Consider the following 23130-nt stretch of genomic DNA (forward strand, 5'->3'; position numbering starts at 1 on the left):
ATGATCTCTTGCGTGCGAGAGGACCTGGACCGGCGCCTCCGGCGGCTCCGGGCCTCCGGGGACTCCGCCGAGCTCATCGACCTGGGCTGCGACCTGGCCGAGGCCGGCCGGCAGCGCGACGCGGAGCTGTGCTTCCGCCGTGCCGCCGAGCTCGGCGACTCGGTCGGTCTGTTCAACCTGGGCAACGCGCTGGCCGCCCAGGGCCGCTGCGAGGAGGCGGTCGAGGCCTACCAGGCCGCGCTCGCCGCCGGGGAGTCCGACGCCTGGCGCAACCTCGGGCTGGTGCTCGAGGAGCTGGGTGACCTCGCCGGAGCCATGCGCGCCTACCGCGGCGCCGGGGAGTCCGGCGACGCGACCGGCTGGCTGGGCCTGGCCTTCCTGCTGCGCGAGCAGGGGGAGCGCGAGGAGGCCCTCGTCGCCGCGGAGCGGGGCGCCGCGCTCGGCGACCCCGTCGCCGGGGCCGTCGTCGCGAGCTGGCGCTGGGCGACGTCCTTCGACCCGCTCCTCGAGCCCGACCTTCGGGCCGGCGCGGCGCACTACCCCTCGGCCCGGGCTGACCTCGGCCGGCTGCTGCGCGACACCGGGCGCACCGACGAGGCCCGCCGGGTGCTCGAGCACGGCGCCAAGCTGGGGGAGACCGAGTCCTGGCTGCCGCTGGGCAACCTCTACTGCGACGAGCTCGGCGACGAGGAAGCGGCCGAGGAGGCCTACCGCGCCGGCATCCGCGCCGGCGACGTCTTCTGCCACCACAACCTGGGGCTGCTGCTCGTCGAGCGCGGGGACGTCGACGGCGCGGTCGAGCAGTTCCGCCTCGGCGTGGCCGCCGGTGACGACCTGGCCCTGCGCGCCCTGGAGCAGTTCGAAGGCCCCCTGGCTCCCTAGACCGGGCGAGATCTGCACAGTGGTCGCCTTCAGGGCCCTGAAGGCGACCACTGTGCAGATCTCGTCGCGTGGACCGGCGTCGACATGAGCCGTTCACATGTGCGGGGGATGATCCCCGGGTGTCCGAAGCAACTGTCGACGTCGCCGACCTGCGTCACCACAACGGCGACACCTCCGACGACCGTGCCGACGACGCCCCGCTGCGCGACGACATCCGGCTGCTCGGCCGCGTGCTGGGCGAGGTGATCGGCGAGCAGGCCGGCCAGGACGTCCTGGAGCTGGTCGAGGCGACCCGTGTCGAGGCGTTCCGCATCCGCCGCTCCGAGGTCGAGCGCGACGAGCTGGCCGCGCGGCTGGACGGCCTCGACATCCGCTCGGCCAACCACGTCATCCGCGCCTTCAGCCACTTCTCCCTGCTGGCCAACCTGGCCGAGGACATCCACCACGAGCGGCGCCGCCGGTTCCACCGCCGCGAGGGCTCGCCGCCGCAGCAGGGCAGCCTGGCCGCCACCTTCGGCCTGCTCGACCACGCCCACCTCGACGCCGACACGGTGGCCCGCGAGCTCGCCGGGGCGCTGGTCTGCCCGGTGGTCACCGCCCACCCGACCGAGGTCCGGCGCAAGACCATCTCCCAGGTGCAGCGGCAGGTCGCCGACCTGATCCGGGCGCGCGACCGCGCGGCGCTCGACGCGGCCGACGACGAGTGGTCGGCCGAGCTGTGGCGCGCCGTCCTCACCCTGTGGCAGACGGCGCTGCTGCGGCTCTCCCGGCTGCGGCTGGGCGACGAGATCGACGAGGCGCTGCGCTACTACGAGCTCTCGCTGTTCGAGGTCATCCCCGCGATCAACGCCGAGCTGCGGCGCGCGCTCACCGAGCGCTGGCCCGACGCCGGCCTGTTCCGGCGGCCGATGCTGCTGCCGGGCTCGTGGATCGGCGGCGATCGCGACGGCAACCCGTTCGTCACCGCCGACGCGCTCCGCACGGCCACCACCCGCCAGGCCGAGACGGCGCTGCGCTTCTACCTCGCCGAGACCGGCGCCCTCCGCAACGAGCTGTCGATGTCCGACCGGCTCGTGACGCCGACCCGCGAGCTGTACCACCTGGCCGAGGCCAGCCGCGACGACTCCCCGTTCCGCGCCGACGAGCCGTACCGGCGGGCGCTGACCGGCGTGCACGCCCGCGTCGCCGCGACCGCGAAACGGGCCGTCGGGCACATCCACGGCCCGGAGCCGGAGGTCGAGCTGGCGCCCTACGACGACCCCGCGGAGCTGCGCGCCGACCTCGACACCGTCGACACCTCGCTGCGCAGCCACGGCGCCGGCGCGCTCGCCGACGACCGGCTGGCCCGGCTGCGCGAGGCGGTCGAGGTGTTCGGCTTCCACCTCTGCGGGCTGGACATGCGGCAGAACGCCGAGGTGCACGAGGAGGTGATCGCCGAACTGCTCGCCTGGGCCGGCGTCACCCCCGACTACGCGTCCCTGAGCGAGGAGCAGCGGGTCGAGCTGCTCGCCGCCGAGCTGCGGCTGCGCCGTCCGCTGGTCCGCCCCGGCGCCGAGCTGTCGGAGAAGGCGCGCGGGGAGCTCGACGTCCTCGAGGCGGCCGCCGCGCAGGTCGCGCTGCTGGGCCCGCGGGCGGTCCCGAACTACGTGATCAGCATGTGCGCGTCGGTCAGCGACGTCCTCGAGGTCGCCGTCCTGCTCAAGGAGGTCGGCCTGCTCGACCCGGACGGCGAGGACGGGCCCACCTGCCCGGTCGGCATCTCGCCGCTGTTCGAGACGATCGAGGACCTGCAGCACGCCGGCGCGACGATGACCGCCGTCCTCGACCAGCCGCTCTACCGGGCCCTGGTCGCCGCCCGCGGCGACGTGCAGGAGGTCATGCTCGGCTACTCCGACAGCAACAAGGACGGCGGCTACCTCGCCGCCAACTGGGCGCTCTACCGCGCCGAGCTGACCCTGGTCGAGGTCGCCCGCCGCGAGGGCATCCGGCTGCGCCTCTTCCACGGCCGCGGCGGCACCGTCGGTCGCGGCGGCGGACCCAGCTACGACGCGATCCGGGCCCAGCCGCCCGGCGCGGTCGCGGGGCAGCTGCGGCTCACCGAGCAGGGCGAGGTCATCGCCGCCAAGTACGGCGAGCCCGACCGCGCGCGCCGCAACCTGGAGGCCATGGTCGCGGCCACCCTGGAGGCGACGCTGCTCGACATCGAGGGCCTGGGGGACGACGCCGAGGCCACCTACGCGCTGTTCGACGACCTCGCCGCCCGCGCGCAGCGGGCCTACCGCGCGCTGGTGCACGAGACGCCGGGCTTCGTCGACTGGTTCCGCGCGGCGACGCCGATCGGGGAGCTGTCCGAGCTGAACATCGGCAGCCGGCCGCCGTCGCGCAAGGCCGGCGACTCGATCTCCGACCTGCGCGCGATCCCGTGGGTGTTCAGCTGGTCGCAGGCGCGGATCATGCTCCCCGGCTGGTACGGCACCGGCACGGCGCTCGAATCCTGGGTGGACGGCGACGACGGCCGCCTGGCGCGCCTCCAGGAGCTGCACCGGTGCTGGCCGTTCTTCCGGACGGTGCTCTCGAACATGGGCATGGTGCTGGCCAAGACCGACCTGGGGCTCGCCGCCCGCTACGCCGAGCTGGTGCCCGACCGCCGGCTGCGGCACCGCGTCTTCGACCAGATCACCGCCGAGCACGAGCGCAGCTCCCGGATGCTCCTGGCGGTCACCGGCGACGACCGGCTGCTCGCCGACAACCCCTCGCTGGCCCGCTCGATCCGCAACCGGTTCCCGTACCTGGAACCGCTGCACCACCTGCAGGTCGAGATGCTGCGCCGCCGCCGCGGGGGCGACGACGACGAGCTGACCCGCCGCAACATCCAGCTGACCATCAACGGCATCGCCACGGCCCTGCGCAACAGTGGCTGAGCACCGGGTCGCCACCGGCGGTCCGGGGCTGTCCCGCGCGGCGGCGTCCCTCGCGCTCGCCCCGGCGGCGCTGGCCCCGGCGGTCAGCGATCCCGCCTACCGCGTCCTCGTCGGGGACGACGACTCGGCGGTCCTGCTGCGCCGCCAGTGGACGGCGGAGGGCATCGCGGAGGCGGTGCTGCTGGCCGCCTCGGGGATCGGGCCGGACACCCCCGCGGTGCTCGCGACCGCGGCGGCGTGGGGCTGCGACCGCGTCCGCGACCGGCCGGGGGGCCGCGGGGTGGTGCCGGTGCCGCTGCCCGGGCCGGACGTCCCGGTGGCACGGCGGTTCCTGCACCTGGCGGCGCTCGCGGCCACCCGCGTCGAGACGGCGGTCGCCCTCGCCCGCGGCGCCGGCGAGGACCGCGTCAAGGCCGACGGCAGCCCCTCGATCGCCGCCGACGAGGCCGCGCACGTGGCCGCCGCGGAGGTGATCGGGCAGCTCGGGGTGCCGGTGCTCAGCGAGGAGCGCACCGACCGGCGGGTGCCCGAGGGCGCGCCGTGGGCGGTGCTCGACCCGCTCGACGGCACCGGCAACTTCCTGGCCGGGCTGCCGCCGTGGGCGTTCTCCGCGGGGCTGGTGCAGGGCGGGCGCGCCCTGGCCGGCGTGGTGGTCGACCTCTCCTCGGGCCGGCGCTGGTGGGCCGACGGCGAGGGCGCCTGGCGCGACGGGCTGCCGGTGCGCCCGCGCGCGGGCAGCACCGTCGTCGTCCCGTCCGCGCCCAGCGGGCACGCGGTCGCCGTGCCGGCGAGTGCGCGCCGGGTGCGGGTGACCGGCTGCACCGCGGTCGAGCTCTGCCTCGTGGCCGACGGCTCGGCCGCGGCCTGGCACGACCTGGACCGCAGCGGCGCGCACGTGCACGACGTGGCCGGGGGACTGGCGCTGCTCGCCGCGGCCGGCGGGGTCGCGCTCACCCCGGACGGCGGCGAGGTCCGGCTGCGCCCGGACACCGAGGGACTGATCCGGTTCGTCGCCGCGGACAGCCGCGAGACCGCCGAGGAGCTGCTCCGCGCGTTCGCCTGACCTGCGCTCTCGGGGCCGTTCCCCTTGACAGCCGGCGGCGTCCAGCACGTGAATGGGTCCCCCCTTGGCCACCGACGCATGCTGTGGCACCGCCGACCGGGCCGCCCGCGCTCACGGGCGGCGTCCTTCCTCTCGACGGCGTCCGCCCCGGCAGGCGGACGCAGAGGAAGGCGACGCCGTGGACCCGCGCACTCCCGCCGAGACGACCGCCGGGCAGGCCCCGCCCGACCGCACCGACGAGACCCGCCTGCATCAGCTGGGCTACGCCCAGGAGCTGCGCCGGCACATGTCCGGCTTCTCCAACTTCGCCGTGTCGTTCACGATCATCTCGATCCTGTCCGGCTGCCTGACCCTGTACGGGGTCGGGATGAACCAGGGCGGTCCGGTGATGATCGTCTGGGGCTGGCCGATCGTCGGGATCATGGTGCTGATGGTCGGGCTGGCCATGGCCGAGGTCTGCTCGAGCTATCCGACCGCCGGCGGGCTCTACTACTGGTCGGCCAAGCTGGCCCGGCGCAACCCGGCGGCGTGGTCGTGGTTCACCGGCTGGTTCAACTTCCTCGGCCAGGTCGCGGTGACCGCCGGCATCGACTTCGGCGCCGCCCTGTTCCTCAACGCCTTCCTCGACCTGCAGTTCGGTTTCGACGCCCGGCCGTGGCACACGATCCTGCTGTTCGGGCTGATCCTGGCGCTGCACGGGTTGCTCAACACCTTCGGCGTGCGCCTGGTCGCGCTGCTCAACGACATCAGCGTGTGGTGGCACGTCATCGGTGTGGCCGTGATCGTCGGGGTGCTCGCGATCGTGCCCGACCAGCACCAGTCCGCGGACTTCGTCTTCACCGAGTTCGTCAACAACACCGGCTGGGGCTCGACCGTCTACGTCGCCCTGCTGGGCCTGCTGCTGGCGCAGTACACGCTGACCGGCTACGACGCGTCGGCGCACATGACCGAGGAGACCCGCTCGGCCGACACCGCCGGCCCCAAGGGCATCGTCATGTCCATCGTCGTCTCGGTGATCGCGGGTTGGATCCTGCTCATCGGCGTCACCTTCGCGATCCAGAGCTACCAGGGCGCCCTGGACTCCTCCACCGGCGTCCCGCCGGCGCAGATCTTCATCGACGCGGTGGGGCTCACCGGGGGCAAGCTGCTGCTGCTCATCTGCATCGTGGCGCAGCTGTTCTGCGGCATGTCGTCGGTGACGGCGAACTCGCGGATGATCTACGCGTTCTCGCGGGACGGCGCGCTGCCGGCCTCGGCGTTCTGGCACCGGATCAATCCCCGCACCCGGACGCCCACCAACGCCATCTGGCTCGCCGCCGGTGGCGCCTTCATCCTCGGCCTGCCCTACCTGTTCAACACCACCGCGTACACGGCCGTGACCTCGATCGCGGTCATCGGGCTCTACATCGCCTACGTCATCCCCACCTTCCTGCGGCTGCGCGCGGGGGAGGACTTCCAGCGCGGGCCGTGGCACCTCGGCCGCTGGAGCCGGCCGATCGGCACCATCGCCGTCGTCTGGGTCGTGTTCATCACGATCCTGTTCATGCTGCCGACCGTGAACCCGATCGACGCGACGACCTTCAACTACACACCGCTCGCCGTCCTCGTGGTGCTCGGCTTCGCCGGGATCTGGTGGGCGGTCTCGGCCAAGAACTGGTTCACCGGGCCCAAGGTCCAGGGCACCGCGGAGGAGCTGGCCGTGGTCGAGCGGGACATCGAGCTGGCGGAGGAGACCGCGTGACGCCGGAGGAACTCACCCTGCTCGTCGACGGCGGCGAGGTCGACACCGTCGTCCTCGCTCTCCCCGACATGCAGGGCCGGCTGCAGGGCAAGCGGTTCCACGCGCGGTTCTTCCTCGACGAGGTGCTCGCGCACGGCACCGAGGCCTGCAACTACCTGCTCGCCGTCGACGTCGACATGAACACCGTCCAGGGGTTCGCGATCTCCTCGTGGGAGCAGGGCTACGGGGACTTCGCCGTCCGCCCGGACCTCGCCACCCTGCGCCGGGTGCCGTGGCAACCCGGGACGGCGATGCTGCTCGGCGACCTGGAGTGGCTCGACGGCGCCCCGGTCGCGCCGTCGCCGCGGCAGGTCCTGCGCCGGCAGCTGGACCGCCTCGCCGAGCACGGGTGGACGGCGATGGCCGGCACGGAACTGGAGTTCATCGTCTTCCGGGACAGCTACGAGCAGGCCTGGTCGCGGGCGTACCGCGACCTGACCCCGGCCAACCAGTACAACGTGGACTACTCGCTGCTCGGCACGGCGCGGGTCGAACCGCTGCTGCGCGCGATCCGCAACGGCATGGCCGGGGCGGGGATGACGGTCGAGTCGGCCAAGGGGGAGTGCAACCTCGGCCAGCACGAGATCGCCTTCCGCTACCGCGACGCGCTCGGCACCGCCGACAACCACGTCGTCTACAAGAACGGCGCCAAGGAGATCGCGGCCGAGGCCGGGATGAGCCTGACCTTCATGGCCAAGTTCAACGAGCGTGAGGGCAACTCCTGCCACCTGCACGTCAGCCTGCGTGACGGCGACGACGCCCCGGTGTTCGCCGGGGACGAGCCGCACGGCTTCTCGCCGGTGTTCGAGCACTTCCTCGCCGGTCAGCTGGCCTGCCAGCAGGAGCTCACGCTGCTCATGGCGCCGAACGTGAACTCCTACAAGCGGTTCGCGGCGGGTAGCTTCGCGCCGACGGCGATCGCGTGGGGCTTCGACAACCGCACCTGCGCGCTGCGGGTGATCGGTCACGGGTCGTCGCTGCGGGTGGAGAACCGGGTGCCCGGCGGCGACGTCAACCCCTACCTGGCGCTGGCCGCGGTGCTCGCCGCCGGGCTGCACGGCATCGAGAACGATCTGCCGCTCGAGGCCGCTTTCCCCGGCAACGCCTACGACTCCGACAAGCCGCGGGTGCCGGCCACGCTGCGCGACGCGGCCGATCTGTTCGAGAAGAGCGGGGTGGCGCGGGCGGCGTTCGGGGACGATGTCGTCGACCACTACACCAACGCCGCCCGGGTCGAGCTCGCCGCGTACGACGCCGCGGTGACCGACTGGGAGAGAGTGCGGGGATTCGAGCGCCTGTGAGCACTGCATTCGACGTCGTCAACCCGGCCACCGCGGAGATCGTCACCACCGTCGAGGAGTTCTCGCTCGAGCGGACCGACGCCGCCATCGAGCGGGCGGCGGCCGCCTTCCCCGCCTGGCGCGCGGTGGCGCCGGGCGACCGCGGCCGGCTGCTGCGCCGCTTCGCCGACCTCGTCGACTCGCACGTCGAGGAGCTGGCCCAGCTGGAGGTGGCCAACTCCGGCCACACCATCGGCAACGCGCGGTGGGAGGCCGGCAACGTCCGCGACGTCCTGACCTACTACTCGGCGGCGCCGGAGCGGGCGGCCGGCCGGCAGATCCCGGTGGCCGGCGGGGTCGACGTCACCTTCGCCGAGCCGCTGGGCGTCGTCGGGATCATCGTGCCGTGGAACTTCCCGATGCCGATCGCCGGCTGGGGGTTCGCGCCCGCGCTGGCCGCAGGCAACACCGTCGTCCTCAAGCCCGCCGAGCTCACCCCGCTGACGGCGATGCGGCTGGCCGAGCTGGCCCGCGAGGCGGGCATCCCGGACGGCGTCTTCCAGGTGCTGCCCGGCAAGGGCTCGGTGGTGGGCTGGCGGTTCGTCACGCATCCCGCGGTGCGCAAGGTGTGCTTCACCGGCTCCACCGAGGTCGGCAAGCGGATCATGGCCGGCTGCGCCGAGCAGGTGAAGCGGGTGACGCTGGAGCTCGGTGGCAAGAGCGCGAACATCGTGTTCGCCGACGCCGACCTGGCGAAGGCGGCCGCCGCGGCGCCGTACGCGGTCTTCGACAACGCCGGGCAGGACTGCTGCGCCCGGTCGCGCATCCTGGTCGAGCGGTCGGTGGTCGACGACTTCCTGGCCCGGCTGGAGGGCGCGGTCACCGGCCTCAGGGTGACCGATCCGCGCTCGGAGGACAGCGAGATGGGCCCGCTGATCAGCGCCGGGCAGCGCGACCGCGTGGCCGCCTACGTGCCGGACGACGCCCCGGTGGCCTTCCGCGGCAGCGCGCCCGAGGGGCCCGGCTTCTGGTTCCCGCCGACCGTGCTGGCGCCGGTCGACCCCGCCTCGCCGGCCTGGCGCGAGGAGATCTTCGGCCCGGTCGTCGCCGTCGTCCCGTTCGACGACGAGGCCGAGGCGATCCGGCTGGCCAACGACACCGAGTACGGGCTGTCCGGCTCGATCTGGACGGAGAACCTCGGCCGGGCGCTCCGCGTGGCCCGGGCGGTGGAGGCCGGCAACCTCTCGGTGAACTCCAACTCGTCGGTGCGGTACTGGACGCCGTTCGGCGGGATGAAACAGTCGGGCCTGGGTCGGGAGCTGGGTCCGGATGCGCTGGACTCCTTCACCGACGTCAAGAACGTCTTCCTCGCGACTGAGTGAAGCGACCGGACTGAGAGGCAGGACTGGTGGCGGGTCGGCTCGAGGGCAAGGTCGCGGTCATCACGGGGGCGGCCAGCGGCATCGGCCGGGCCAGCGCCCGCCGGTTCGCCGCCGACGGGGCGCACGTCGTCGTGGCCGACCTGGACAAGGACGGCGGGACGGCGCTGGCCGAGGAGATCGGCGGTCTGTTCGTGCGGGCCGACGTCACCGACGCCGACGACGTCCAGGGCATGTACGCGGCCGCGATCGAGCGGTTCGGCGGGCTGGACGTGCTGTTCAACAACGCCGGCATCTCCCCGCCGGACGACGACTCGATCCTGGAGACCGAGCTGGACGCCTGGCGCCGGGTGCAGGAGGTGAACCTGACCTCGGTGTACCTGTGCTGCAAGTACGGCATTGCGCATCTGCTCGAGCACGGCGGCGGCTCGGTCATCAACACGGCCTCGTTCGTCGCCGTCCTTGGCGCGGCGACCAGCCAGATCTCCTACACCGCCTCGAAGGGCGGGGTGCTGGCGATGAGCCGGGAGCTCGGCGTGCAGTTCGCGCGGCAGGGCGTGCGGGTCAACGCGCTGTGCCCGGGCCCGGTGAACACCCCGCTGCTGCAGGAGCTGTTCGCGAAGGACCCCGAGCGCGCCGCCCGCCGGCTGGTGCACGTGCCGATGGGCCGGTTCGCCGAGCCGGAGGAGATCGCCGCGGCGGCGGCCTTCCTCGCCTCCGACGACGCCTCGTTCATCACCGCGTCGACGTTCCTGGTCGACGGCGGCATCTCCGGGGCCTACGTCACGCCGCTGTGAGCGCGCGCCCGGTCGTCGGGATCACCACCTACCAGGAGACCGCCCGGTGGGGGGTGTGGAACTGCCCCGCCGTCCTGGTGCCGGCCGACTACGTGCGGCAGGTGTCCGCCGCCGGCGGCGTCCCGGTGCTCCTCCCTCCGCTGCCCGGCGACGCCGAGGTGCTCGACCGGCTCGACGCGCTCGTCCTCGCCGGCGGCGCGGACGTCGACCCGGCCCGCTACGGCGCGGACCGGGCGGCGCGCACCGGCCCGGCCCAGCCGCACCGCGACGACGCCGAGCTCGCCCTGCTGGCGGGCGCCCTGGAGCGCGACCTGCCGGTGCTCGCCGTCTGCCGCGGGCTGCAGCTGCTGGCCGTCGCGTGCGGCGGCGCACTGGTGCAGCACCTGCCGGACGTCGTCGGCACCGACGCGCACGTGCCGTCGCCCGGCGTCTACGGCGACAACCGCGTGCGGATCGCGCCGGGGAGCCGGCTCGCCGGGCTGATCGGCACCGAGGCCACCTGGGCCTGCCACCACCACCAGGCCGTCGAGCGGCTCGGCGCCGGCCTGTCCGCCGTGGCCTGGGCGGACGACGGCACCGTCGAGGCCGCCGAGCTCGACGGCGCCCGCTTCGTCATCGGCGTGCAGGGCCACCCGGAGGTGGGCGACGACCGGCGGCTGTTCGAGGGCCTCGTGGCCGCCGCCGGGGCCGGCCGGGTGCGGTGAGCCAGGACGGCGACTACCTCGGGCGGGCGGCCGCCTCCCGCACCGCGGCCAGCAGGGACTCCCGCTCGTGCAGCGTCGTCCGGGCCCGGCCGCGGGTCGCCCCGAGCGCGACCTCCGCGGCGTCGATCGCCTGCCAGTCCTCGAGCAGCACCGGCTCGGCACCGCGGTCGACCAGCGTCTGCACCAGGTCGTCGGCCGGCCCGCCGACCCGCAGCGTGCCGTCGGCGGCGTCGGCCAGCAGGTGCGCGACCGTCTCGCGGGCGTCGTGCTTGTTGGTGCCGACGACGCCGGTCGGGCCGCGCTTGATCCAGCCGGCGACGTACTCGCCGGCCGACGGCGCGCCGTCGCGGTGCACCCGCCCCTCCACGTTGGGCACGGTGCCGCTGCGCTCGTCGAGCGGCAGGCCCGGCAGCGGGCACCCGCGGTAGCCGACCGAGCGGATGACGAGGTCGGCGGCCAGCACCTCGAACTCGCCGGTGCCGACGGCCCGCCCGTCGCCGTCCACCGCGGTCCGCTCGATCTCGATCGCCTCGACCCGGTCGGTGCCGAGCATCCGGGCGGGCCGGCTGAAGAACCGCAGCCGCAGCGGGATCCGGCCGGGCTCGAGGGTGTGGCCGGCCCAGTCCCGCAGCACCGCGAGGTTGCGGCTGACCACCCGGTCGGCCTGCGCGCGCTCCTCCGCGTCGGGGTCGAGCTCGAGGTCCTTCGGATCCACGAGCACGGTGGCGCCGTCCAGCCCGTCGAGCTCGCGCAGCTCCTGGGTGGTGAACGCGGCCTGCGCCGGGCCGCGGCGGCCGAGGATCGTCACCTCCCGCACCGGCGACGCGGCCAGCGCGTCCAGCACGTGCTGCGGCATCTCCGTCGGCTCGAGCTCCTCACCGGTGCGGGCCATCACCCGGGCGACGTCCAGCGCGACGTTGCCGACCCCGATGACGACGACGGAGCGCGCGTGCGCCACCGCGTCCTCGACCAGCGCCCGGTCGGCGTCCGGGTGCCCGCAGTACCAGGCGACCAGGTCGGTGGCGGCCAGGCTGCCGGCGAGGTGCTCGCCGTCGATGCCGAGCTGCCGGTCCAGCGCCGAGCCGTAGGTGTAGACGACCGCGTCGACGTGCCGGCGCAGCTCGTCCAGCGTGAGGTCGCGGCCTATCTCGACGTTGCCGACGAACCGCACGCGCGGGTGGTCGAGGAACCGGTGCAGCGTCTCGCGGATCGCCCGCATCTTCGGGTGGTCGGGCGCGATGCCGTGCCGGACCAGGCCGAACGGGGTGGGCAGCCGGTCGACCAGGTCGACCGCGACCGGGACGTCGTCCTGCCGGGTCAGGGCGTCGGCGGCGTAGATGCCCGCCGGGCCGGCGCCGATGACCGCGACCCGCAGCGGTCGGTCGGCGGAGGGAGCGGGTCCGGCGCCGTCGTTCGTCACGCCTGGCATCCTGACCCGGCGCAGTGGGTGTGCACCAGGCCACCCCTCGCCCCGTCCACCTTCGGAGGATTCCCGTGCCGGTCGTCGTCGTCGCCACCATCACCCCCAAGCCCGGCGAGGAGGACGCCGTCCGCGAGGCCCTGCTCAGCACGATCCCGCAGGTGCACGAGGAGCCCGGGTGCGAGCTCTACGCCCTGCACGAGGGGGACGGCGAGTTCTGGATGGTGGAGCGCTGGGAGAGCCCCGAGGCGCTGCGGGCGCACGGTTCGGCCCCGGCGCTCACCGGGCTCGGGGCCGCGCTGGCCGGCAAGGTCCAGGGCCCGCCGGTCGTCCGGCGGCTGACCGCGGTGCCGGCCGGGGACGGGCAGAAGGGGTCGCTGTAGCCCGTCAGCCGCAGGAGAGGTTGCGGTCGACGCCGCCGCTGACGTACTGGGTGAGGGTGACCCGGCCCCCGGCCGTCAGCGGCGCCCTCCGGCAGTTCGCCGACGCCCCGGAGAACGTGCTCGCCCCGGGCAGCCAGCTGTCGAGCCCGTAGAGGTTGCTCTCCGCGGGCACTGCGCCGGTGATCTGCCGCCACTGCGCCGGGACGGCGTACAGGCCGACCACCGCGCCGCGGGCGTTGAGGTAGGCGGCCATGCCCTCGAGCGCCGCCCGGTTGCGGGCCTGCGCGGCGGCGGAGCCGGACTGCCAGGTGTTGGCGTCCTCCACGTCGAGCCACCACGTGTAGTGCGCGGGGTCCTCGTCCACCCCCGCGTCCTGCGCGGCCGGGACGAAGATCGAGCCCACCGAGGTGCGGGCCCGCTCCCAGCCGTACTGCCACGAGCAGGCGGTCGTGTTGCGGCCGTCGCAGGCGCCGTACGGGGTGCTGCCCGACGAGGGCCAGGTGGTCACGTCGTCACGGACCTGGCCGGGGTTGGCGGTGTTCACGTAGACCTGCGCGGGCGGCTGCTCGTCGACCTCGCCCGAGGAGCGCCAGGCCCAGCGGAGCTGGGTGGCCAGGCAGGTGTTCGCGGTGGTGGCGAGGCCGCCGTTGACCCCGACGATCCCGAAGGCCTGGCCGGTGGGCAGCGGGTCGCCGCACTGCGGGTGGGAGACGTCGTGGCCCCCGTTCGACGGCGCGGCGGAGGCGCTCGTCGCGGGAAGGCCGAGGACCAGGGCCACGGCGGTTGCCCCCGCGACGAGCAGTGCCCGCAGCGCTCGTCTCATCGATTCGGACGGTACACGGATCCGGTCCGGCAGCGGCCGGTACGAGGGCCTGACCGACCCCCTTTGGGGGGCGCGCCGGGCGGCCGGTCAGACGGCCTGGCAGACCGGGCACCAGTAGAGGTTGCGGCCCACCATGAGCTCCGTCCGCAGCTCGGTCCCGCAGATCCGGCAGGGCAGCCCGGTGCGCCGGTAGACGTAGTGCGCGTCGGCCGGGTCCACCGCGCCCCGCCGCCGCGCGCGGTCCGCGGGAAGCGTGGTCACGATCCGCCCGAGCCGGACGCCGGCCCGCATGAGGGCCACCAGGTCGGTCCACATCCGCGCCCAGAGGTCGGCGTCGACGGCGCGGCCGGGGCGGAACGGGGAGACCCGGTGCCGGAACAGCAGCTCCGCGCGGTACACGTTGCCGACGCCCGCGAGCACCGTCTGGTCCATCAGCAGCGCCCCGAGGGCGGTGCGGCTGGCGGAGATGCGGCGGAACGCGGCGCCGCCGTCCGCCCCGCGCCGCAGCGGGTCCGGGCCCAGCCGGGCGAGGATGCCGGCGACCTCGGGCCGGGGGAGCACCTCGCAGACGGTGGCCCCGCGCAGGTCGGTCCAGACGCCGGCGCCGTCCGGGCCGTCGGCCACCCACCGCATGCGCAGGGCGCCGCGGGCCGGCGGCGGGACGCCGGCGCCGGTGGTGAACGACCCGTACAGGCCGAGGTGCACGTGCAGCACGTCGCCGCCGAAGTGGCCGAACAGGTGCTTGCCGTGCGCGGTGGCGCGGTCGAGCACCCGGCCGTCGAGCAGCGCGGCGCCGGCGGCGAACCGGCCCTGCGGGCTGGTCACGTGCACGGGACGGCCGGCGAACAGCGTGGTCTGCTGGCGGGCCAGGCGGTGCAGCGTGTGTCCCTCGGGCACCGGGTCGGATCAGGTTGCGCGCGACGAACCCGCCGTCAGCGGGTGGCGGGCTCCAGGCCGAAGTGCGGCCGGTCGTCCTCGGCGACGAGGTCGACGTCCTCGGGATGGCGCTGGATGTAGTGCCGGATGAAGGAGCAGTAGGGGAGCACGTGCAGGCCGCGCTCGCGCGCGGCCGAGAGCACACCGGCCACGAGCGCCGTGCCGATGCCGCGGCCGCCCACGCTCGGGTCGACCTCGGTGTGCGGCAGGGTCATCGTGCCGTTCTCGATGTGGTAGCTCGCCAGGCCGACCACGCGGTCGCCGAGCCGGATCTCGAAGCGTCCCCGCTCGGGGACGTCGACCACAGTCGTCTCCATCGTCCTTCGTCCACCTTCCGTCGCCCGGCGCCGCTGCCGGGACGGGACGTGTGCCCGAGCACGGTAACCCGGGCACCGCTCGTCGGCCCTGTTGTTCAAGACCGACGTGTCAGGTGTCGCGACTGTTCCCCGCCACGAGCGAAGTCAACCGTCCGTGTTCACCCACCTACCCGTTGTGTATGCGAACGGTTGCGTTCCGTCAGGACCGGAGCGGCTCGCCGGGGCGGAAGTCCTCGGTCACATCGAAGCCGCGGGCGCGGGGCGCCGGCCTGGGGCAGGACGACGGAGAGGCCTCTGGTGCCGGCCGACGCTCGTGCGCTGCATGCTCCTCGCACGCAGCGCACGAGCGCCCACGACTCAGCGCTGGGCGACTGCGGCGGCGAGGGCCTCGGCCGGCGAGGTGGGCGCGCGGCCGATCAGCTTCTCCAGGTCGCCGCCCTCGACGAACAGCTCGCCGTCGGCCACCCCTCGCTGGCCGTCGGCGTACACGGCCGCGGCGCCCTCGGGCACGCCGGCCTCGACGAGATTCTGCCGGTACCGCTCGACGGGGACGTCGGTGTAGGTGACCGTCCGGCCGGTGGCCTCGGACACCGCCTCGGCCAGCTCGGCCATGGTGAACGCCCGGCCGCCGAGCTCGTAGACCGCGCCCTCGTGCCCCTCGGTGGTGAGCACGGCGGCGGCCGCCTCGGCGTAGTCGGCGCGGGTCGCGGCGCTCACCCGGCCGCTGCCCGCGGCGCCGACGATGCCGTTCTCGAGGTAGTCGGGGAGCTGGCCGGTGTAGTTCTCCAGGTACCAGCTGTTGCGCAGCAGCACGTGCGGCACACCCGAGGCGGCCAGTGCCTCCTCGGTGGCGCGGTGCTCCCGGGCCAGCAGCAGGGCCGAGGAGTCGGCGTGCGCGATGCTCGTGTAGCCGATCAGGCGCACGCCGGCGTCCTTCGCCGCAGCGATGGCGTTGCCGTGCTGCGCGACGCGCTGCCCCACCTCGCTGCCGGAGACGAGCAGCAGCTTCTCGGCGCCCTCGAACGCGGCCCGCAGCGACGCCGGGTCTGTGTAGTCGGCCCGCCGCACGACGACGCCGCGCCCGGCGAGGTCGTCGAGCGTCTCGACGCGCCGGCCGGTGGCGACGATGTCCTGAGCCGGGACGCCGCGGGCCAGCAGGGCCTCGACGACGAGGCGGCCGAGGTGGCCGGTGGCGCCGGTGACGACGATCGACATGGGCTGCTCCTCCGCTCCGCGGGCCGCGCACCTCGCGGCACCGTGGGCGGCAACGCCGCAGCCCGGCCCGGCGCTTCCCGCCGGAGACCAGGTGGGTCGGGGTCGGCCGCCGCTCAGGCGTGCGGCACGAGCCGCGGCAGCCGGTCGGGGGTGGAGAGGACGGCGCGCGCGGAGCCGGGCGCCGGGGCCAGGTCGAGCACCATCCGGGTGGGCGAGAAGGCCTCCGCGTACCCGATGCGGGCGTGCGCCCCCCAGTGCCTCGCGGAGGCGACGACGGCGTCGGGCTCCACCATGGCGGAGTGGTCGACCTGCGAGGCGTGGCAGCGCAGGGCGGCCAGCTTGCCCGAGAGGTGGGCGGTGACGTCGACGAACACGCTCGGCGTGAAGGTGAGTGTCGACGGGCTCTGGTAGTGCAGGACCCGCGGCAGCCGCCGGGCGGCGGCCAGGGTGGCCGCCGCGACCGTGCGGTGGTCTTGGTGGCTGTCCTCGGGGGCGTGGACGTAGACCAGGTCGGCGTCGGTGTCCCGGAGGACCTCCTCGACGAGGGCGACGGTGCTGCTGTCGTTGGGGATCGCGCAGTCGCGCAGCCCGCCCCAGCGCAGCGCGGCGCCGAGGGTGCGGGCGGCCGAGATCTGCTCGGTCCGGCGGCCGCTGACCTGGCCGGCGTCGCCGGGGCCGTTCTCCCCGCCGGTCACGACCAGCATGGTGACGCGGTCACCGGCGGCGGCATGCGCCAGCAGGGTGGCCCCGCAGCCGAGTTCGATGTCGTCGGGGTGCGCCCCGACGGCCAGCACGCTACGCATTCCCGTCCTCCGGGTATGAGGTGGTGGTCTTGCCGCCGCTCGCCCGCCGACGGGCGCGCCGGACCACCAGCGCGCCGACGGCGGCGGCACCGGCCAGCGCGAACGCGGCGGCGGTGTCGTTGCCCTCCGCGGGCATCGTGGTCTCGGCCGGGCACTCGGGCGCGCGACCTGGGGCGATGTACAGCGACGTCCCGTCCAGCGTCCAGAGCGCGCCGAGGGCCGTGATCGACAGGCTCGCCACGCCGTGGTGGACACCGGGGGAGAACACGGTCGGAGGCTCGTCCTGGGAGAGCAGCAGGGAGTTGTCCGAGCCGAGCGGGAGGGTCACCGCGGTCTTGTACGTGCTCGAGTAGCCGATGACCGCGGTGTAGGTCCAGGAGGTCTCCCGCTCGATGCAGTCGACCAGCGGCGTGACCGAACCGGGGTCGGGAACCGGGGTCGGCGTCGGGGTGGTCGTGGTGCCGCCGCACCGGGGCGAGCCGGCGGCGCTCACGGTGAGCGTGTCGCCGTCCAACGTCCAGGTCACGCTGCCGCTCGTGACGGTGAGGGAGAAGACGCGGCTCTGGGACCCCGACCTGAACTTCGTGGGCTGATCCCCGTCGTAGCGACTCGGCGTGATGCGGTTGTCCGAGCTGAAGCCGATCTGCTCGGTCGCGGTGCCGGTGTTCCGGTAGCCGAGCCAGGCGGTGAAGCCGCCGCGGCCGTCGGGGGTGACGCAGTCCAGCACGGGGACGACGTCGCCGTGGCCGGGGACGGCGGCCGCGAGGCCGGGGGTGGCGACGATCGCCGCCAGAACGGCGAGCGCCAGCGCCGCGTGGCGGGCGAGTCGCCCGAACACCCCTGGGGTGCTGCGTCTGCCGTCCACCTGTGTCCTCGGGTTCCGCCGGTCCACTTCCTGTCGCGGTCGGCATCGGCACGTCGCGGCCGCGGCTGGAGAGCCGCGCGGGGGTCAGCTCACCCGAAGGGGTCAGACGACGGTGGCCACGCCCGCCTGCTCCAGCGCGGCCAGCGCCAGCGCCGCGGCTGCGGGGAAGGACTCGACCACGGCGTCCGCGCGCGGCTCGTCGGGTGCGGTCGCGTACTCGCCCTGCCGGACCCGGATCGACCGGGCGCCCACGGCCGCCGCGACGGCGACGTCCTTGCCGGGACGGTCCCCGATCACCAGCAGCCGGTCGGCCGGGACGCCGAGCCGCTCGGCGACGGCGAGCAGGCCGGCGGGATGCGGCTTGCGCAGCGCCCGCCCGCCCAGCGCGTCGGTGACGACGACGACGTCCAGGAGGTCGCCCAGCCCCGTCGCGGCCAGCTTCGCCGCCTGGATCGCCGGGTTGCCGTCGGTCAGGCAGGCCAGCGGTGCCGCGGCGGCCAGGGACGCCAGGGCTGTGCGGACGCCGGGATACAGCGCCAGGTGCCGCGGTCGGTGCCCGGTGAACGCGGCCACCAGACCGGGCACGAGACCATGCAGGGCGGCGTCGGGCACGCCCGCGGCGAGCAGGGCGCGGTCGATGGTGCCGCCGGTGTCGGAGCCGGCGGCCAGCTCGGCGGCCAGCGCGGCGTGCACGGCCGCGCGGTCCAGGCCGGCCTCGGCCGCCGCGTGCGCGACCGCGGCGGCGGCGCCGGCGAGGTACTCGGCCTGCGGGTAGAGCGTGTCGTCGAGGTCGACGACCACCCCGACCGGCGGGGCGGTCACCACGGGAGCCGCCCGTCGGTGAAGTCCGGCTCGGGCAGGGCCAGCAGGGCGTCGGTGGCCGGGTCGCTCAGGACGGCGGCGATCCGCGCACCGGTCGTGCCGTCGCCGTAGGGGCAGGGCGTCGCCGCCGCCCGGGCCTGCGCGGCCGCGCCGGTGTGGGCGGTGGCCGCGGCGAGCACGGCGGCGGCGGCGCCGTCGTCGGCCAGCCCGGCCAGCGTCGTCGTCCCGGCCTCGACCCCCTCCCAGCGCGGGGTGGAGCCGCGCAGGACGACGACGGGGACGCCGAGGTAGGCCGCCTCCTCCTGGATGCCGCCCGAGTCGGTCACGGCCAGCCGCGAGCCGGCGAGGGTGGTGAGCAGGGTGTCGTAGTCGGCCGGTCCGGTCAGCGTGACGCCGGGATGCCCGGCCAGGTCGTCGGTGAGGCCGGCGGCCGCGAGCCGGGCGGCCGTGCGCGGGTGCACGGGGAAGGTGACCGGGCCGATCCGGTCGGCCAGCTGCCGGACCACGCCGACCAGGCGGGCCAGCCGCACGGGGTCGTCCACGTTGGTCGGGCGGTGCGCGGTGACCAGGACGCCGGCCCGGTCGGGCACCGGCACCGGCCGGACGCCGCGGTCGACGAGGGTGTCGATGACCGGGTTCCCGACGACGAACACGCGGTCGACGGGCACGCCCTCGGTGGCGAGGAAGGCGGCGGCGCGGGCGGTGGGCGCGAAGTGCAGCTGGGCCACCGCCGCCGCGACGCGCCGGTTCACCTCCTCGACGCTGCGGGCGTTGAAGCTGCGCAGCCCGGCCTCGACGTGGGCGAACGGCACGCCCGCAGCCCGCGCGGCGAGGGCGTACGCCGGCACGGTGTTGGTGTCGCCGAGAGCCAGCACCAGGTCGGGGGTGAACTTCTGCACCGCGGTCGCGGCGTCGGCGTGCAGCGCGCCGACGCGGGCTGCGGGCTCCGGCGGCAGGGCGAAGCGGTGCGTCACCGCCAGGCCCAGCGCCTCCTGCAGCGAGGAGCTCAGCGCCGGGTCGGTGTGCTGGCCGGTGTCGACCACGGTGACCTCGTGCCCGGCCGCGGCCACGGCCGCGACCACCGGGGCCAGCTTGACCACCTCCGGGCGGGTGCCGAAGGGGACCAGCACGTGCCGGGTGCGGGTCATGCGAGCACCGCCGCCGGCGCGCAGGGGTCGGCCACCGGGGCGCCGTCCTCGCTCGAGTACGTCTCGGCGAAGTAGCGGCTCATCCGCACGCCCGGGCGGAACGTCAGCTGGGGCAGCCGGGCGAGGGGGTCGCGGACGCCGGCCAGGTAGGTGGCGACGACGTCGGCGCCGGCCGCGAGGGTCAGCGGCAGGCCACCGGAGAACCGGGGGTTGATCTCGACGACGGTCGCGGTGCCGTCGCCGGCGACGAAGCCCTGCACGTTGGCCGGCCCGGTGAGGCCCACCGCGGCCAGGGCGGCGCCCACGACCGCGACGACGGCGGGGGAGGTGAACGTCGTCCCCTTGACCGAGATGCCGGCCTTCGTCTCGTCCCGCCAGCGCGGGACGGCGGCGAGCAGCCGGCCGTCGCGGGCGACGAGCGCGTCCGCGGTGAACTCCCGCCCGGCCAGCCGGTGCTGGACGATCAGGGACGGATCCGCCGCGAGCGCGCGGGCGACGGCCGCCGCGTCGTCCAGCGCCCGGACGCCCCGGCTGCCGCGGCCGGAGCGCGGCTTGACGATCCACGGACCGGGGACCGCGGCGGCGCCGGCCGGGTCCTGCGCCGTGGCCGGGGAGGGCACGCCCGCCGCCAGCAGGCGGACGGCGAACGCGGCCTTGTCGCAGCACAGGTCGACCGCCGGCAGATCCGGCAGCCAGGTCGCCACGCCGGCGGCGGCGAGCCGGTCCGCGCCCGCGGTCAGCGCGGGCAGCTCCTCGGCCACTGTCGCCACGAGCGCGTCGGCGCCGTGCACGGTGGCGGTGAGCAGGAGGGCGTCGAGGAAGCCGGCGGAGTCGGCGCGGGGGACGACGAGCCCGACGTCCGCAAGGGCGAGCCCGGCCGCGGCCGGGTCGGCGTCCACGGCGACGACCCGCTCGCCGAGCGCGAGCAGCCGGCGCACCACCGCGATCCCGGCTGGGCCGCCGGCGCCGGTGACCAGGACGGCGGGCCGGCCGGGCCACGTTGCGGGCAGCGGCGCCGGGGGAAGAGGCGGCGACAGGGTCATCGGGGATCCTCGGGAGTCGGACGGGAGGGGAGGGAGGGGTCGGTGGGCACGGGACCGGCCGCGACCGCGGCGGCGAGCGCGGCGAAGCGCCGGTCGAGGTCCTCGGCCGATCCGGCCACCGGCGACGGCCGGTGGAACAGCCAGCCGCGGGCCCACAGGCGCAGCGCGGCGACCCGGTCGTTGACGACGGGCTCCCACTGCCGGGCGGCGACCGCCTCGGCCAGGGCGTCGAGGACCTGCGGGTCCTGCTCGTAGGTGGCGACCGCGAGCAGGGTCGCCGTGTGCACGCCCAGCCCGGCGCCGGCCAGCGCCCGCACCCGGGCCACCCGTTCCTCGGCGGGCAGGTGGCCGATCCGGTAGTCGATCCGGCCGGCCTCGCGGCGGGCGCCCAGCCGGCGGGAGACCCGCCGGGGGAGGAGGTAGCGGTACACGAGGCTGGTCAGCGTGCGGCGCCGTCGGCCGGGGGTGACGCCGTCCAGATCGGGCAGCCGGTAGCCCAGGCCGGGCCGGGCCCAGCTGCTCGGGCGGCGGGCGGTGTGGTGTCCGGCGACGTTCTGCTCGGCGCGCTCGGCCGCCGGCAGGGTGAGGCAGACCATGAGCAGGAAGCCGGCCAGCGTGGAGGCGAACGTCCAGAGCGTGCCGGCCCAGTCGTGGAAGAGGACCAGCGCGCCGTGCCCCCACCAGAGCCCGGCGAGCGTCGAGGCGGCCAGCCGGAGGTCGTTGAGGACGACGACGCCGACGATCGCGGCGGCGAGGCCCGCGAGCGCGTGCAGCCGGCGGCTGCGCAGCACCGTGAGGGTCAGCGCGGTCAGGCCGAACACCGACAGCACGGCCGAGCAGGAGGCGGTGACCTCGGCGTTGAGCAGCTCGCCGTCCGCCCGGAAGATCAGGATCCGGCCGGCCAGCGCGTCCGACACCTGGTCGACGCCGACGAGGCGCAGCGCGCCCACGACCCACCGGGCCTCGTTCTCCTGGAACCACGGCGCGGCGAGGGTGTAGCCGACGATGCAGACGGCCGCCGCCGCGATCAGCTCCACGAGCACCGACAGCCGTCGCCGGCCGCTCCCGGTGCCCCCCGGCAGCCGCCGTCCCTGCCGGTGCCGGCCGCTCACCGGGCACCTGCCGGCTGCGGCGCGGCCGGGACGACGGTCGAGGTGGACCCGGACCGGGTGGTCTTCACCCAGGTGTAGGGCCGGCCCAGCATCCCGTCCAGGTAGGCGCGGGTGGTGATCCAGATCGACAGCGCGAAGGCGGGCAGGAACCCGAGCAGCGACCAGGCCGCCCGGCGCTCCACCCGGCCGACGAGCAGGCCGACCGACAGCTCGGCGAGCGGGCCGACGAACAGCAGCATGGACAGCGGCAGCAGGCCGACGATCGGGCTGTTCCCGATGTCGAAGGCCCGGAGCACGCTGAGCAGCACGCCGATGCCGGTCAGGACGGGCACGTGGTAGCCGAGCAGGAACATCATCGACTCGCCCTTCTCGACCAGCGAGAGGTGCGGCGAGCGCAGGATCGGCTTCCAGTAGTCGCGGAAGCACTTCTGGTGCCCCCGGGCCCAGCGGTAGCGCTGCGTCCAGAAGCGCTGCGCGCTGATGACGGCTTCCTCGTAGTCGACGGCGGAGACGTCGTAGCGCACCCGCTGGCCGCGCAGCAGCACCCGGAGCGTGAGGTCGGTGTCCTCGGTGACCGTCTGCGGGTTCCACCCGCCGAGCGCGCGCAGCGTGGACATGCGCACCGCGCAGTTGGCCCCGCCGTACGCGGGCAGCTCGAACATGGCCTGCCGGCCGTACTCGTTGACCAGGTAGCCGGAGAGGAAGTCCACGAAGACCGTCGTCGCCATGGTCGATTCCTGGCCGTTGCGGATGATGCAGCGGCCCATCACCGCGCCGACCCGCGGATCGCGGAAGTGCCGGACCAGGCGGCGCAGCACGTGCGGATCGGGTTCGTGGTCGGCGTCGAAGACGAGCACGATCTCGGCGTCCACGCCGGCGAGGGCGTCGTTCAGCGCGCCCGACTTCCCGCCGCCGGCCCCGGCGCGGCGGTGCAGGACCCGCAGCCGCGGGTCCGCCGACGCCCGGCGGTCCAGGATCTCGCCGGTGCGGTCGTCGGAGCCGTCGTCGACGACGACGATCGTGAGCTTGTCCCCGGGGTAGTCCAGCGCGAGCAGCGCCGTCACCATCCCGTCGACGACCAGTTCCTCGTTCTTGCAGCCGACGAAGACGGCGACGGGCGGTGCGTAGCCGGTCAGGTCGACGTCGGCGGCCAGCAGGTCCGACCCCGCCCAGCGCGCGGCGCAGACGGCGAAGGCCAGGTGGCGGAAGAAGTACAGCGCGAAGACGACGTTGAGCGCGCCGGCCAGGAAGCCCAGGACCGGGTCCACGCCGAACGCCAGGAAGCAGGCGGCGAGGGCGGCCGCGTGCCCGAGCAGCGCGAGCCGGTGACCGTCGGGGCGGTCCCCGCGGCCGGTTCGCGGCGTCCCCGTCCCCGGCGGCACGGCGAGACCGCGAGCAGCCTTCGGCATCGCCGTCCCACCTCCCCGCCGTTGCGCG

The 23130-nt window shown here is 75.1% G+C and carries 21 protein-coding genes; 9 read left to right on the forward strand and 12 right to left on the reverse strand.

All coding sequences use genetic code 11. From position 1 onward, the window contains the following. Positions 1-12: 12 nt before the first annotated feature. From AB3388_RS02860 to AB3388_RS02895, 8 genes are all read left to right on the forward strand, one after another. Positions 13-882: a tetratricopeptide repeat protein gene (locus AB3388_RS02860; RefSeq protein WP_495409243.1), complete on the forward strand. Its 870-nt coding sequence runs from the start codon at positions 13-15 to the stop codon at positions 880-882. A gap of 119 nt (positions 883-1001) precedes the next feature. Continuing rightward, on the forward strand, positions 1002-3803 hold the full coding sequence (ppc, locus tag AB3388_RS02865) for a phosphoenolpyruvate carboxylase (RefSeq protein ID WP_495409244.1): 2802 nt from the start codon (positions 1002-1004) through the stop codon (positions 3801-3803). After that, positions 3796-4866 carry an inositol monophosphatase family protein gene (locus tag AB3388_RS02870; RefSeq protein ID WP_495409245.1) on the forward strand — a complete coding sequence of 357 codons (1071 nt, stop codon included), beginning with the start codon at positions 3796-3798 and terminating at the stop codon, positions 4864-4866. Before ppc ends, AB3388_RS02870 begins: the two co-directional genes overlap by 8 nt. Positions 4867-5044: 178 nt before the next feature. Next, positions 5045-6607: an amino acid permease gene (locus tag AB3388_RS02875; RefSeq protein WP_495409246.1), complete on the forward strand. Its 1563-nt coding sequence runs from the start codon at positions 5045-5047 to the stop codon at positions 6605-6607. Continuing rightward, positions 6604-7947, forward strand: coding sequence for a glutamine synthetase family protein (locus tag AB3388_RS02880; RefSeq protein WP_495409247.1), 1344 nt, complete (start codon positions 6604-6606; stop codon positions 7945-7947). Before AB3388_RS02875 ends, AB3388_RS02880 begins: the two co-directional genes overlap by 4 nt. Beyond that, a complete protein-coding gene (locus AB3388_RS02885) occupies positions 7944-9308 on the forward strand; it encodes an aldehyde dehydrogenase family protein (RefSeq protein WP_495409248.1) in 1365 nt (454 codons plus the stop codon). Before AB3388_RS02880 ends, AB3388_RS02885 begins: the two co-directional genes overlap by 4 nt. A gap of 26 nt (positions 9309-9334) precedes the next feature. Further along, complete coding sequence (locus AB3388_RS02890) at positions 9335-10102, forward strand: 3-oxoacyl-ACP reductase (protein ID WP_495409249.1); 768 nt, start codon at positions 9335-9337, stop codon at positions 10100-10102. After that, a complete protein-coding gene (locus AB3388_RS02895) occupies positions 10099-10806 on the forward strand; it encodes a gamma-glutamyl-gamma-aminobutyrate hydrolase family protein (RefSeq protein ID WP_495409250.1) in 708 nt (235 codons plus the stop codon). The genes AB3388_RS02890 and AB3388_RS02895 overlap by 4 nt, the downstream gene beginning before the upstream one ends. A 13-nt stretch (positions 10807-10819) precedes the next feature. Here AB3388_RS02895 and AB3388_RS02900 read toward each other — a convergent pair whose 3' ends face one another. Beyond that, positions 10820-12226, reverse strand: coding sequence for an FAD-dependent oxidoreductase (locus tag AB3388_RS02900; protein WP_495409251.1), 1407 nt, complete (start codon positions 12224-12226; stop codon positions 10820-10822). Positions 12227-12300: 74 nt separating this feature from the next. On the opposite strand from AB3388_RS02900, the gene AB3388_RS02905 reads away from it, so the two are divergent. Then, on the forward strand, positions 12301-12609 hold the full coding sequence (locus AB3388_RS02905) for a putative quinol monooxygenase (protein WP_495409252.1): 309 nt from the start codon (positions 12301-12303) through the stop codon (positions 12607-12609). A 4-nt stretch (positions 12610-12613) separates the two neighbouring features. Here AB3388_RS02905 and AB3388_RS02910 read toward each other — a convergent pair whose 3' ends face one another. The 11 genes from AB3388_RS02910 to AB3388_RS02960 all read right to left on the reverse strand — a co-directional run bounded on the left by AB3388_RS02910 (position 12614) and on the right by AB3388_RS02960 (position 23102). After that, a complete protein-coding gene (locus tag AB3388_RS02910) occupies positions 12614-13432 on the reverse strand; it encodes a hypothetical protein (protein WP_495409253.1) in 819 nt (272 codons plus the stop codon). Positions 13433-13519: 87 nt separating this feature from the next. After that, the gene (locus tag AB3388_RS02915) at positions 13520-14329 is read right to left on the reverse strand and encodes an Fpg/Nei family DNA glycosylase (protein ID WP_495409254.1); all 810 of its coding nucleotides are present in this window, start codon (positions 14327-14329) and stop codon (positions 13520-13522) included. Positions 14330-14364: 35 nt separating this feature from the next. Then, positions 14365-14685 (reverse strand): GNAT family N-acetyltransferase, encoded by a 321-nt coding sequence (locus AB3388_RS02920; RefSeq protein ID WP_495409255.1) that lies wholly within the window; start codon positions 14683-14685, stop codon positions 14365-14367. A 357-nt stretch (positions 14686-15042) separates the two neighbouring features. Next, positions 15043-15900 (reverse strand): SDR family oxidoreductase, encoded by an 858-nt coding sequence (locus tag AB3388_RS02925; protein WP_495409256.1) that lies wholly within the window; start codon positions 15898-15900, stop codon positions 15043-15045. 113 nt (positions 15901-16013) lie between these two features. Continuing rightward, the gene (locus AB3388_RS02930; RefSeq protein WP_495409257.1) at positions 16014-16703 is read right to left on the reverse strand and encodes a PIG-L deacetylase family protein; all 690 of its coding nucleotides are present in this window, start codon (positions 16701-16703) and stop codon (positions 16014-16016) included. Beyond that, positions 16696-17568, reverse strand: coding sequence for a hypothetical protein (locus tag AB3388_RS02935; RefSeq protein ID WP_495409258.1), 873 nt, complete (start codon positions 17566-17568; stop codon positions 16696-16698). The genes AB3388_RS02930 and AB3388_RS02935 overlap by 8 nt, the downstream gene beginning before the upstream one ends. Positions 17569-17670: 102 nt before the next feature. Then, positions 17671-18390, reverse strand: coding sequence for an HAD family hydrolase (locus AB3388_RS02940; RefSeq protein WP_495409259.1), 720 nt, complete (start codon positions 18388-18390; stop codon positions 17671-17673). Further along, positions 18387-19538: a non-hydrolyzing UDP-N-acetylglucosamine 2-epimerase gene (gene wecB, locus AB3388_RS02945; RefSeq protein WP_495409260.1), complete on the reverse strand. Its 1152-nt coding sequence runs from the start codon at positions 19536-19538 to the stop codon at positions 18387-18389. Before wecB ends, AB3388_RS02940 begins: the two co-directional genes overlap by 4 nt. Continuing rightward, positions 19535-20581 (reverse strand): ATP-grasp domain-containing protein, encoded by a 1047-nt coding sequence (locus AB3388_RS02950; RefSeq protein ID WP_495409261.1) that lies wholly within the window; start codon positions 20579-20581, stop codon positions 19535-19537. Before AB3388_RS02950 ends, wecB begins: the two co-directional genes overlap by 4 nt. Beyond that, a complete protein-coding gene (locus tag AB3388_RS02955) occupies positions 20578-21693 on the reverse strand; it encodes an exosortase/archaeosortase family protein (RefSeq protein ID WP_495409262.1) in 1116 nt (371 codons plus the stop codon). The genes AB3388_RS02950 and AB3388_RS02955 overlap by 4 nt, the downstream gene beginning before the upstream one ends. Then, positions 21690-23102 (reverse strand): glycosyltransferase family 2 protein, encoded by a 1413-nt coding sequence (locus AB3388_RS02960; protein WP_495409263.1) that lies wholly within the window; start codon positions 23100-23102, stop codon positions 21690-21692. Before AB3388_RS02960 ends, AB3388_RS02955 begins: the two co-directional genes overlap by 4 nt. Positions 23103-23130 lie beyond the last annotated feature (28 nt).

The organism is Geodermatophilus sp. SMS 5-13, from assembly GCF_059428245.1.